This is a genomic window from Vibrio sp. PID23_8 (assembly GCF_003584965.1).
Classification (GTDB): Bacteria; Pseudomonadota; Gammaproteobacteria; order Enterobacterales; family Vibrionaceae; genus Vibrio.
On record NZ_LIXE01000007.1, the window covers coordinates 29,665 to 41,613 of the forward strand.

General features: G+C 45.1%; 6 protein-coding genes and 4 pseudogenes. 2 read left to right on the top strand and 8 right to left on the bottom strand.

Going from position 1 to position 11,949, the window contains the following annotated elements:
- Positions 1-28: 28 nt before the first annotated feature.
- The 4 genes from AK966_RS12815 to AK966_RS12830 all read right to left on the bottom strand — a co-directional run bounded on the left by AK966_RS12815 (position 29) and on the right by AK966_RS12830 (position 4,356).
- Positions 29-457, bottom strand: a complete 429-nt coding sequence (locus tag AK966_RS12815) for a RimK/LysX family protein (protein ID WP_099078317.1) — start codon at positions 455-457, stop codon at positions 29-31.
- A gap of 94 nt (positions 458-551) precedes the next feature.
- Positions 552-1,457, bottom strand: coding sequence for a 30S ribosomal protein S6--L-glutamate ligase (gene rimK, locus AK966_RS12820; RefSeq protein ID WP_119464292.1), 906 nt, complete (start codon positions 1,455-1,457; stop codon positions 552-554).
- A 370-nt stretch (positions 1,458-1,827) separates the two neighbouring features.
- The gene (locus AK966_RS12825; protein WP_119464293.1) at positions 1,828-2,736 is read right to left on the bottom strand and encodes a LysR family transcriptional regulator; all 909 of its coding nucleotides are present in this window, start codon (positions 2,734-2,736) and stop codon (positions 1,828-1,830) included.
- 1,281 nt (positions 2,737-4,017) lie between these two features.
- Positions 4,018-4,356: a YggL family protein gene (locus AK966_RS12830; RefSeq protein ID WP_099078313.1), complete on the bottom strand. Its 339-nt coding sequence runs from the start codon at positions 4,354-4,356 to the stop codon at positions 4,018-4,020.
- 309 nt (positions 4,357-4,665) lie between these two features.
- Here AK966_RS12830 and AK966_RS12835 point away from each other — a divergent pair.
- A pseudogene (locus tag AK966_RS12835) lies at positions 4,666-6,707 on the top strand (PhoX family protein).
- A 119-nt stretch (positions 6,708-6,826) separates the two neighbouring features.
- Here AK966_RS12835 and AK966_RS12840 read toward each other — a convergent pair.
- Both AK966_RS12840 and AK966_RS12845 read right to left on the bottom strand, forming a co-directional pair.
- Complete coding sequence (locus tag AK966_RS12840) at positions 6,827-8,218, bottom strand: glycoside hydrolase family 1 protein (RefSeq protein ID WP_099078311.1); 1,392 nt, start codon at positions 8,216-8,218, stop codon at positions 6,827-6,829.
- A gap of 146 nt (positions 8,219-8,364) precedes the next feature.
- A pseudogene (locus tag AK966_RS12845) lies at positions 8,365-8,715 on the bottom strand (sensor histidine kinase); the annotation flags it as partial.
- Positions 8,716-8,722: 7 nt separating this feature from the next.
- Between AK966_RS12845 and AK966_RS12850 the strand changes: the two are divergent.
- Positions 8,723-9,142 (top strand): annotated as a pseudogene (locus AK966_RS12850) (sigma-54-dependent Fis family transcriptional regulator); the annotation flags it as partial.
- On the opposite strand, the gene AK966_RS12855 reads toward AK966_RS12850, so the two are convergent.
- Entirely contained in the window at positions 9,143-10,345 is a 1,203-nt protein-coding gene (locus AK966_RS12855; protein ID WP_099078355.1) for a GGDEF domain-containing protein, read from the bottom strand. It abuts the pseudogene before it with no gap.
- A gap of 164 nt (positions 10,346-10,509) precedes the next feature.
- Positions 10,510-11,818, bottom strand: a pseudogene (brnQ, locus tag AK966_RS12860) (branched-chain amino acid transport system II carrier protein).
- Positions 11,819-11,949 lie beyond the last annotated feature (131 nt).

An 11,949-nucleotide genomic window follows, 5' to 3' on the forward strand; every position in this document is an offset into this window, starting at 1 on the left:
AAGTTCACTCATCTGTAGCTACGGGGGATTATGGCGCCAGTAGGTGCGATTGGCTAGGGTCTACCAGAACTTTGTCTGCCATACCCTGACGGCCTAACAACATCATGTAGGTCATTTTACCACGGTTCGTTAGCGTAATATCGATTGGCCATTCTTGACCGCCCATACGCAGCATCGTGGTGATTACGTAACGGTGTTCGAATGTACCATTTGATGACTTCACCTTACGGTTTGCTTTCACTAGAGCTTTGCAGCGAACCACTTGCTCTAGGTGATAGACATCTGGGTGTAAATCGAATTCTACGTAAGATTGACCGTCTTTTTCAAAACACTCAAGGTTATCTACGTGAATAGAAGAAGTTTGTGCACCAGTATCAATGCGCGCTTCTAGGTGAGTAATCCCTAACTCAGGTAAGCAAATTGCTTCGGCGTTCCCAATGATCATTTTCTGATTCATAGTGTCATCCTAGCGACGAGTAACAGTGAGAGTCTAACGTGTAGACACTCACTTGTACCCACCTAAATAAGTTAAGATGGGTATTAAACAAATATCAACCTTTACCGCGAGTACGGTTAGCGTTTGGTTTTGCATTCTTCTCAATAAAATCGAAGATCATGCCAGCAACGTCTTTCTCTGTCGCAGTTTCAATACCTTCAAGACCTGGAGAAGAGTTAACTTCCATTACCACAGGGCCGTTCTTTGATTGAAGAATGTCGACACCACATAAGTTTAGGCCCATCACTTTCGCTGCGTTGATTGCCGTTGCGCGCTCTCCTTTGCTTAGCCTAACAAGTTGAGCTGAGCCACCTCGGTGAAGGTTCGAACGGAATTCGCCTTCTTTTGCTTGGCGTTTCATTGCTGCGATAACTTTGTTACCTACAACGAAGCAGCGAATATCAGCGCCGTTTGCTTCTTCAATGAACTCTTGCACCATGATGTTGGCTTTTAAACCCATGAATGCTTCGATAACGCTCTCTGCGGCTTTTGTTGTTTCAGCAAGAACAACACCGATACCTTGAGTACCTTCAAGCAGTTTGATAACCAGTGGAGCGCCACCAACGTTTTTGATCACGTCTTGGATGTTATCAGGGTGGTGAGCAAAACCGGTACGAGGAAGGCCAATACCTTGACGTGATAGAAGCTGCATCGAACGTAGCTTGTCACGAGAGCGGCTGATTGCGACTGACTCGTTCACACAGAACGTACCCATCATTTCAAACTGACGCACAACAGCGGTACCGTAGAAAGTGATAGAAGCACCAATGCGTGGGATCACTGCGTCGTATTTTGGCAATTCTTCACCCATGTAGCGGATTCGAGGGTTGTTACTCGTAATATCCATATAACAGTGCAGAGTATCGATAACATCAACTTGATGTCCGCGCTCTTCACCCGCCTGCTTTAGGCGCATAGTGGAATATAGATTCTCATTACGAGAAAGAATAGCAATACGCATGGCAATTCCTTAGTAAGTCAGTACCAAATTAAAAATGTAAGTATAGAGTATAGCGAGAGTGTGTGAATGATGTGACAGAACCCACTCTTCAACAACGATTTAGAATGGTGGTTGGACAACCACGTCGTCAGAGGGCGAACCTTAGGGGGTTTTCTTAATGGATAAAAACGAAAAAAAATAATTGAAACGATAAAAATAATTTATTGTACGCTCAGCCCTTACTGTGTGCGACTGTCAAGGGCTAGAGGAAGAAAAATATTGTGAAAAAGCAATATTTTTTGGAATGAATGTAAAGAAATAAAGTGATGATTTGACCACGAATATTAAACGTTTAGAGAATAGTTTAAAACGAATTTGGTAACTTAAGTTGCTATTTTGCCCCATGCACCGCGCCATCAATCACACCTAATAATACTTCTTTGATGGTTTGATAGCGCAGAGGTAATGTGCGGCTGCGTTTTCTGACTAAGAACAAATCCTCATAAACGGGTTGTTTTAGCTCCGCGACATACAATGCCTCTCTTAATGGAAAGCTCTCGACAGCGCTGCGCGGTAAAACGGTAAAGCCGAGCCCTTTGCTTACGGGTAAAAGTATTTGGCTGAGTTGGTTTACATATCCAGAACGCGGCATGCCACTGACTTTTATTTCATTTAGTAAAGGTTCGGCACATTGGTCGAAAAATAGTGTCATGTAATGCTCGGCGTCAGGGTGTCCGATAACACCACAGCTTTTCAGTAGTTCCGGAGTTAGCGTTGTTCCTTGGTAGGATTTCGGTAAGATCAGACACAAAGTCTCTCGACCAATTTGCTCACTTTGGAACACACTTTTATTTGGTGAGTGGGTCACAATACCCATATCAATTCGACCGTCAGCCACACCATTGAGTATGGACTGGTTCGGGGCTGCTTCTAACTGAATCGATAAGCCACGATGTTGCTTTTGTTTTTCTAATAGAGGCGGAAATAACATCAACGCGAGAGAACCAGAACACGCGAGCTTGCAATAACCTGCAAATGGGTCATCGAAATTTAAATCTTCTAATAGACTTTTCTCTTTCTCTTCTAACTCGAGCGCGTAGGCATACACCATTCGACCTTGCTCGGTCAGTTCAAAACTTTTGTTTTCACGTTTAATGAGAGGGTGATTACACGCCTGTTCCAACTTTTTTATATGCTGGCTTACCCCCGGCTGTGTCATATAGAGCTTTTCTGCGGTCTGAGTGAAATGACCGACCTCGACTAATGTTTTGAACGTGTGTAACCAAACAGGATTGAGCATAGAGTGTTGTGTGCTAAGACGTTTGTTAAGATAAGTTGCAGAAATAATAGCATTATGCAGGCGCTTGATCAGAAATGACAGGCAAAATAAAACCCCGCCTGATTTCCCAGACGGGGCTTATTCTCTTTTGCAGCAATCCAGCTACTATAGGTGCTCCCTGCATCTATCCTTGATTGTGGTTAAGTCCTTTAACCGAGTTCCTTGTTCATCGCCTTCCTAGCGGTGTCCATTCTGGCCTATCATCCTGACGGGCGAACTCTATCCAAGAGCTTAACTACATCCTTGCTGATAACTCATCCTAAGCTACCAAATCTTCATCCTGAAGATACCTAATCCATTAGGCTTTTTCCTGTTCCCGTCAACTTCCTGTCGACGAAGACAGTATTGATGTTTTGTTGATGACTCTCAATCGCCTTAGAAAAAAAACTTTTGCAGTATGCCTTGGTTTTGTTTTTATTATTCCTATAATTCAGTTGTTTACTATCAAATTCGCTTTGTTCTTATCTGGTGATGGGAGATTGGCTTACGCGGCTTGTAAGAGATCTCGCACAAAGATTCGGGTTGATGTATGGCAATGGCTCTATTTCCCTTTTTCTAGAATGTGATCAGTTTCACGATAAGTTCGAAAGCAAAGAGATTCCGTGATCACAGAGGGAGAACAGCTTCGGTTTTTAGATTGAGGATGTACTTGATTGCGTATCGTATTCGATAGGCGTAAGAAGATGGAACACGCACTTTACTCTTAATCGAAGAGTCGTTATTAAGATTTAATGACAGATGAATTACGGAACTTGATTGCCATTTTTCTGTCATATGTAATGAGTAACTTAACCGTATCATCAAGATGAAAATGGTTTAATTGGTTAAAAAATGAACGTGCAAAACCGATATTTATCATTATGCTGTGAAATTGGTCACAGTTAATTCGTTCTATCCCCTATAGATTGGAGGGGAAATAACCTTAGACAATAAGCTCATGAAGAGCGTTACCTATATAGATGAGGGAGATTGCTATGAAAAAGATGAGAAGGGCTCAGCTACACCGTGTACGTATCCAATACTGGAAAGATACGAAAACTGAGACTGCTAGAAAAGCATAGTAAACCACACTCGACGTCACTGAGCTGGCAATGGAATTCTAATGTTTCCCTTTAATTGCCAGCTCTACAAGCACTTAATACCAACTCCGATTAGTTCCTAATTATTCCTGTTTGTAAAAAACAAAAAGCCAGTCCTAAGACTAGCTTTCTCTACCATTGGTTTTTACGTTGTACTACCAGATTATAGGTAGTTTGCGTCAACCAATTCACCTGCTTTTACGCTGTTTACTTCTGGGCGAGCTTGTAGCCATGCTACTACCTGCGCTTTTTGTTCTTCTGTTGCGCTGCTGTAACGCTCAATTGAACATAGGAAGCCTTCGAATAGCTCAAGACCACCGCCACCAAAGCATAGGCCTAGGCCATCAATGTAGTCGATAAAGTCATCAACGAATGCATCGTAACGGTCAAAGTCGTTGATGTCAGTTTCGCAGCTAATATCGAAACCTAGAATTGCGAATTCACCTAGGAACAGCTTCTTACGAAGACGACGATTTTTGTTATCGATTTTATCTAGTTTCATGATTATCTCTCGTGGATGATTTAAATATACCTAAGTAACCTCAAGATGCTAGGTTCAGCGAGTGTGCCTTGATTACATACGAGGCACGAGTTGAAGTCACTCGAGTATAAACCTTATACCCCCAAACTTAGCTTAGCCCAAGCAAAATCGGGAGTATGTAGAGTGGATAGGTGCTTTATAGCATCTTTTAAACACAAAATTCACAAAGTTCACAAAGATGGATTATTTCCGTCACTTTTCTCTTTCACACTTCCTTTCGAACATGATTCATAAACCGATAACTCACTCATACATTGGGAAAGTAACACCATGAGCAAGCAAACGTTCGATGCAACACGCTATAACCATAGTAACAACAAGCCTTTTGAAGAAGTACTGGAAGCGAGTTTATCTCGTCGTAGTATCCTGAAAGGTGGGATCGGCATGGGGGCCATGACTGCGTTTGGTACATTTGGTCTGTCTGGATGTAATTCTTCAGGCTCAGGTTCGGTGGCTTCTGCTGGAAGTGGCTCGGGCGTATCAAATGCGGTACTGAATTTCGATTCCATTCCAGGCTCATTAACTGATGCGGTCGTTGTGCCTCCAGGCTACATCGCACAAGTTTTGGTGCCTTGGGGGACGCCTTTGAATGCACAAGGTAATGCCTGGAAAGATGATGGCAGCAACAGCAGTGCTGATCAACTTAACGCATTAGGCATGCATCATGACGGCATGCATTTCTTTCCATTGAACGACAGCACAAAGGATGGTTTGCTGTGCATTAACCATGAGTACATTGATACTTCGGTACTGCATCCAAATGGACCCACGGTAGAGAATGGTGTACGTACAATTGTTGATGAAGTCCGCAAAGAAATTAACGCACATGGTGTGTCAGTTGTTCGTATTCAACTAGAAGACAATATGTGGAAGTTGGTGGATACCGACCCACTAAACCGCCGTTACACTGGTGCGACAGTCATGGATCTGTCTGGTCCTGTTGCACACACTGCTCTCACCGTGACTCGCTTCTCGCCGGATGGTAGCCAAGCGCGCGGTACACTAAATAACTGTGGTAATGGCTCTCGCCATGGGGCACTTACCTAACGTGTGAGGAGAACTGGCCGGGTTATTTTGTCAATGCGGGGGTTCGTACGAAAGAGCAAGATCGTATTGGTGTGGATGACGAAAGTACGCGTTATTTATGGGAAACGCTAGCGGGTAATGCCGATGAGCGTTTGGATGAGTTTACGCGATTCAATGTCGAACCAACGGGAGTCACTGCGATGGACGATTATCGTAACGAAGCAAATGGCCATGGTTACATTGTTGAAATTGACCCTTACACGCAAAACTCTCGCGCTAAGAAGCGTACAGCGCTAGGTCGTTTCCGCCACGAAGGCTGTACATTCGGTAAGCTTGAAGCAGGTAAGCCCGTTGTATTTTACTCTGGTCACGATTCTCGTTTTGAGTATTTGTACAAATTTGAATCAGCAGCTGCCTGGGACCCTGCAGATGCAAATCCAGCGAACCGTTTGGCAACGGGTGATAAGTACATGGATGAGGGTACGCTCTATGTGGCACGCTTCAATGAAGATAGCACAGGTGCTTGGTTGCCACTGACGCTAAACGGAACGACCGTTTTTGGTGGTACGTTGGCAGACAGCTTTAACTCGTTGGCAGAAATCATTCTTAATACGGCTGGTGCGGCTGACCTTGTTGGTGCGACGCCAATGGATCGCCCCGAGTGGTGTACAGTAGATCCATTCACCGGTTCTGTGTACCTAACGCTCACCAATAACACTAAGCGTAAAGACGATACCAACCCTGCCAACCCGCGTTTGAACAACAAGTTTGGCCATGTGATTCGCTGGGATGAAGGTGAAGCAGCAACAGAGTTTACTTGGGATATCTTTGTATTTGGTGCTCCAGCAAATGGTGATGCGGATACTAACCGATCTAGCCTGACGGAGCTTAACCAGTTTGCAAGCCCTGACGGTCTGGCGTTTGATCCGCGTGGGATTTTATGGATTCAAACCGATAACGGTGCGGATGAGGTGGAAGAATACACCAACGACCAGATGCTCGCTGTCGTGCCATCAAAACTGATGGATGAAAATGGCAATCAGGTCGTGATTGGCGCAGATAACCAAGCTGAGTTGAAGCGATTCTTTGTTGGTCCAAACGGCTGTGAAGTCACGGGGTTTACCATCAGCCCAGATTACAAATCCTTGTTCGTGAACATTCAACACCCAGGTAACTGGCCATACAGTGACAATGCTGCGGAAGCCACACCAGCGGGGATGAAACTGCGCCCACGTGCCGCGACGGTTGTTATTCGCCGCGAAGACGGTGATGAAATCGGTGTTTAATCGACTGAATGGCGAGAATAAGAAAAGCCCTGCGTTTGCAGGGCTTGGTTAGTTTCAATGATTCAGTTGTCACTTAAAGCTTTTAGTTTAAAGAAATGGCACTTTATATTTCAGTAAGACTAGCTTTTAAGTGAGCCACCGGCAGTACGAATCACATCTTGATACCAGAAGAAGCTCTTCTTGCGCTTACGTTCGAGTGTGCCTTGACCATCGTTATGACGATCAACATAAATAAACCCGTAACGCTTGCTCATCTCGGCAGTGGAGTTAGCGACTAGATCGATTGGTCCCCAGCTTGTAAAGCCCATCAGTTCCACGCCGTCTAACATCGCTTCGTGCGCTTGCACTAGGTGATCGTTAAGGTAAGCGATGCGGTAGTCGTCTTGAATCTCGCCATTTTCATCGATTTCATCACGCGCCCCTAGGCCGTTTTCCACCACGAACAGTGGCTTCTGGTAGCGATCGTGTAGGAAGTTTAGTAGAACGCGCAGACCTTTCGGGTCGATTAACCAGCCCCATTGACTCTTTTCAAGGTATGGGTTTGGTACGCTATCGACGATGTTGCCGACTTCTTTCTGTTTCGGATCCGCACTCGCACAACCACTGGCGTAGTAACTGAATGAAATAAAGTCGACGCTTGCCGCTGCGATCTCTTCCACATCGCCCGCTTCCATCTTGATCTCAATGCCGTTTTCACGGAAGTAACGCTTCATGTAGCCAGGGTACTGACCGCGAGTTTGTACATCGCCGAAGAACAACCATTTGTTGTTTTCATGCATTGCCGCGAGAACATCATCAGGGTTACAGGTGTATGGGTAGTTGAGCGCGCCAAGCAACATATTACCAATCTTGCCGTTTGGTACGATTTGCTGACACAGTTTTACCGCTTTCGCATTTGCCACTAACTGGTGGTGAATGGCTTGGTAAATGTCTTGTTCACTTGCATTTTCTTGCAAACCCACGCCAGTAAATGGTGCGTGCAAAGACATGTTGATTTCGTTGAATGTTAGCCAGAGTTTTACCTTGTTTTTGTAGCGCTCGAGCACAGTACGTGCATAGCGTTCGAAAAATTCGATGACGCGACGATCGCCCCAACCGCCATAATTCTCAACAAGCGCGTAAGGCATTTCGTAGTGAGACAAGGTTACGAAAGGTTGAATATCGTGCTTCGCTAATTCGTCAAAAATTTTATCGTAGAACGCCAAGCCTTCTTCGTTCGGCTCTAGTTCGTCACCGTTTGGGAAGATTCGGCTCCACGCCAAAGACAGGCGCAGACAGTTGAACCCCATCTCTTTAAATAGCGCGATGTCTTCGGGGTAGCGATTATAGAAATCGATCGCCACGTCTTTGATGCCAGGCGTACGTTCTTCACGGGTTTGATGCGGACTCAAGATGCCGTTTGGCAACATGTCTGATGTCGATAACCCTTTCCCCCCAAGGTTGTACGACCCTTCTACTTGGTTTGCAGCAATGGCACCGCCCCAAAGAAAATGCTCAGGAAACGTAATCATGTTTCTCACTCTTTATTGTTTTGTAGTGTATGTTTTCAGTGTTAGAGAATAGTATAGGTCAAGGAGGGATTCTTGTATTGAGATCGTGCTTTTCTCAAACAGCGGGGATGCCTATTTTTAATGATGATTTTGTAATCGATAGAAATTCACGCCGATTTGAACAATAAGGTGAAGGTCAATCCATTTTGTTTATTCTTATGTGCGGTAATTTGCCCGTTCATATCGCGCATATTGTTTGCGGTGATCACGAATCCCAATCCTAAGCCTTCACCAATTTTCTTCGAGGCCTGGAAGGGTTCAAACATCGATTCTAGCAGCTCATCCGATACGCCACAGCCATTGTCACTAATGAGCAACTCTACCTGATTATTGGTTGGAGTCACGATAAGGTTTAGCTGCGAGCTTTCTGTATTTTTCATCGCATTTAATGCGTTAGAGACCAGGTTTCCTAACACCTGAAGCAATCTGTTCGCTTCGCCCATGATATTGGGTAAATCTGGGGAACGTCTCATTGTTGCACAGATCTATTTGCCACCACAGAGAGAGGGAAGAGGATTCGCTGATTTTCTTTAAGCACTTTGCTCGGCAGAATAAGGTGGTGAGCCAAGCATTAAGTGAGGCGCTTACTCATGGCCGGGTAACGTGCGTGAGTTGCAAAACGTGGCGATGCGGTTTGTATTGGATGATACGGTTTCGGTGATGGAAGTACTATCTAGCCGTCCCTCGTCAACGACCGAGGAGGCACAGTCTGGTGTACCACTTGCGATTCAACTGCATAACTTTGAACGTAAAATCTTGCACGATACGTTGGTTAGGCATCAGGGCGGTATTGATGGAGTGATGTTAGAGTTGGATTTACTTCATAGAACGCTCAATCAAAAGATGCAAAAGTTTGGTCTGAACCGTTCTGATTACACCAGTTAGTTACGCACTTTGTTGGTAAAAAGGTCGGCCAAACTCTTCTTCTGTAGAGAGTACGGTGACTTTATCTCTGCCTTGTTTTTTGGAGTGATATAGGGCGTGGTCTGAGCGTGAAATCACATCGTGCAAGCTTTCAGTTTTATCCTTTTGAGCAACACCAAAACTCATGGTAACAGGCTTTGGACTATTCTCGAAGCAAGGTTCGGTTCTCACCAACTCTCTTAGCTTTTCTGCATGGGCAGCCGCCTGAGTTGCGGTATGACATGGCAGTACTATCATAAATTCATCCCCACCAAAGCGAATTACTTGAGCTGAAGGTGGTAAATACCTTGTCATTAGCTTGGCCACTTTCACTATCGTTTCATCACCCGACAGATGACCACAGGCATCATTAATGTGCTTGAAATTGTCGATATCAGTCATGATGATACTGAGATGTTCTTGTTTTAATCTGGCTTTTTCGACGATCTCAGGAATGACACCTTCCATTGCCCGACGGTTTAACAGCCCCGTTAAGGCATCCTGAGCGGAAAGTTCTTTAATTGAGGTGAGTAGACGTGCATTGATGAGCCAAAGCATACAAAAACTCATCGACACAACCAGGCAGATACTGAATAAGAAGGTGAGCTGGTGGATAAGCCCTGCTGTCATGAAACTGGTGAGCTCTACGTCGAAATGAGACCAAATGACCCGTGCGGCCATGAAAATGCTGAACCCGCATAGAGAAGTTGCCATACCAATCATTGGCAGTCGATGATCATTGTTTTCCCCTTTCATCATTGCAACAGCACTTGCGAGTGTTACTGTAGACAAATAGATACTAATGACAATAATTCGCATACGAATAGACGGGACGTGAAAGGTGAAATAATAGGTTAGCCCGCTTGCGATGGGCAAAGCGACCGTTAACCAATTCGCGACTTTGAGTGAGTAAGCGCGGAACACACTCACCCCATATAATGTGAGTAAGAAGCCTAGCAATATGATGGTATTTGAGGCAACGACAGTGACCCAATCGGATACGCCGTTTCGAAAACTTAGCAACATTGGGCCAGCACCAATGAACAACAGTGAAATAGCGAAGCACGTGAGCCCCGGAATTTTACGTTGGCTGTATTGGTAGAACATGAGTCCAATAGAGTAGATACAAGAGAAAAGAATAATGGTGAAATTGAGCGTTCTTATATCTAAAGAAAAGTTGTCCATGTTGCCTTGCCATCCTAGCATAGTGACTAAGTAGTTATTAATCCTTTACTTATTTGCAGTAAATGTTCGCTATCTTAGACTAATTCGTTTCCGTTGTCTTGGACCGATGACACTTTACAGCTAAATAGAAAGAAGCCCTTTCCGTGGGCTTCTGTGGTAATGGCTTAACGTGTAGAGTTTGCCAGTAGGATTTTTTGTTCAGATTTGTAGGCTAAGATACTCATGCAGACGATTACTACAGTTGGCACAATCCAGCTTGTAAAGTAGTGATATAGCGGCATGTTATTATCTAGCCATTGGTTTGCTGCTTCTGGCATGCAACCGAGGATGTGCAATGCATCTACGCAGCCAAATGCCAGCGCGGTAAACACGGTTACGACAACCATCATCTGTGACATCTTGTTACGTATAGGCGCCATGATCATCAACGCAATCGCGACTGGATGAAGTGCCACAACCGTTGGCAATGTGATGGCTAGTAGCTGCTCAAGGCCTACGTTAGCGATCAACCCTGCCAATACCATGGTCGTGATCACGCCACCTTTGTAGCTCACTTTGCTAAACGTGTTGTCGTAGAACTCGCTGCCCGCAGTGGTGACACCAATCGCTGTGGTCAAACATGCCAGTATCATTACGGCACCTAGCAATAGTGAACCAAACGCACCGAAGTGATTAAAAGTGAATGCCGTTAGGATGTCACCGCCGTTGCTAAACTCGAAACCTAAGTACGAGCTAGTCGAGCCAATATAAGCCAATGAGGTGTAGACAAATGCCATTGCGATGGCGTACATCAATGCGGCGATAAGCGTGTACTTCGCCGTTGCTTTCGGGCAGTCCACCCCCATGCTGCGAATAGCACGGAAGATGATCCAACCAAAACCGATTGAACCTAGCGCGTCCATGGTCATGTAACCTTGCGTTAAGCCTTCAGCAAAAGCGCCATTGATGTATGGACCACTTGCTTGTGTGAGTTCACCTGCAGGGTAAACCAAAGCCGTGATCGATATTGTCACTAGAATTGCCATCAATGCTGGCGTCAGAACTTTCCCCAAGTTATCGATCAACTTACCTGGGTAAAGCGCGAACAAAATGGTGATTACACAGAACGCGATGGTGAAAGGCACTAAAGCGGCGTCGCCAAACATGGGCGCGAAGCTAAATTGGTAAGCGACGGTAATGGCTCGTGGGATCACGAATGCAGGGCCAATCACGATAAACACCATCACCCAAAAACTGGTTGCCAAGGATTTAGGCAGAGCTGCGGTTAACTTGTCGGAACCATTGACGATAGCCACTATCACGAGTGCCATTGCTGGTAGACCAACACCGGTTAAGAGGAAGCCAGACATTCCACTGAGAAAGTGCTCACCCGCCTGGTAACCCAAAAATGGGGGGGAAAATAAGGTTACCTGCGCCTAAATACATGGCGAAAGTCATAAAGCCTAAAGCAGCGATATTGCGTGCGCTTAACATGGTTATTCCTCTTACGTTTCACTTGGAAGAAACTGAAAGGAATGGGGAGAGTATGAAGTGTTCCCGTCAGCTTCTTCTCAAACTGACAGAATTTTTAGAAATCGCCTGTCAGCTCTGAATCTGTTCCAGAG